We start from the raw sequence: 921 nt of genomic DNA, 5'->3' as shown, positions 1-921 counted from the left end.
CGCCTCGAACCTTGTGCCAACCGCGTCGCGCACAGGCGCTTGCGGACGCAACGTCGAGAAGCCTCTTTCGTTAGACGCAATGCTAAAAAAATGAGTTTAATATTCGAAAAAGCATTTTTATTAAAAAATACATTAATTGCGGCTGCGACTAATGATCAGTTAGAAACTGGAGATTATGTAGAATTAAGAAAATTCTTCTATGATCATCCGGTTGCAGGAAAGTTACTACCAGATTATTTAAAAAAGAATAGAACAGGACCTGATTTTTGGCAATTTATAAAAAATAAATTTAAACATTATCAGGAAAGACGTAACTTTATTAATGAAAGTCTTCAGCCTTTATTAGATTTTGCTGAAAGATCAGAACAAGTTCCTTCAGATGAAATTATTAGTATCCGTTTAGAAAATTTCGGAATGGATTATGTACAAGAAATCTGGGACAAGGCTCTGGCGCGGAGATCATCGGATCCAGAAGGTGCAATTACTGCCTCAAGGACATTAATTGAAACTGTTTGTAAACATATTCTAGATAAGTTAGAAGTGTCGTATAACGAAAAACCAGACCTTCCTGATTTGTATAGAATAACTGCGAAGAACTTAAATCTTTCTCCTGAATTGCATAATGAAGAAATATTTAGGCAAATACTAAGTGGATGTATTAGCATAGTAAATGGAATCGGTTCACTCAGAAATAAATTGAGTGATGCGCATGGAAAGAAAATAACTTATGTTAAGCCATCTGAAAGACACGCGGCTTTTGTGGTGAATATTAGCGGTACTATGTCAATGTTTCTTATCGAAACTTATTTAAGTAAGTTCAGGAAAGACTGAAATCGATTTAGCACTGCGTCTAACTTCGGCTTCTCACTTCGTTCGCGACTCACGGTTCCCGCTCGCGCTCACTCCGGGCTAAAGCCACAT

Annotated in this window: 1 protein-coding gene; it reads left to right on the top strand. The window is 37.4% G+C overall.

Annotated features, from left to right (window positions below; translation table 11 throughout):
• Nucleotides 1–831: abortive infection family protein (locus tag JWG44_RS14445; RefSeq protein WP_205275719.1), on the top strand; the 831-nt coding region annotated here is incomplete at its 5' end.
• Between the last annotated feature and the right edge of the window lie 90 nt (nt 832–921).

The sequence above is a fragment of the Leptospira ainazelensis genome, assembly GCF_016918785.1.
Classification (GTDB): Bacteria; Spirochaetota; Leptospiria; order Leptospirales; family Leptospiraceae; genus Leptospira; species Leptospira ainazelensis.
Note: the sequence above shows the minus strand (reverse complement) of the source record. Positions and strands in the feature narration are given on the sequence as shown.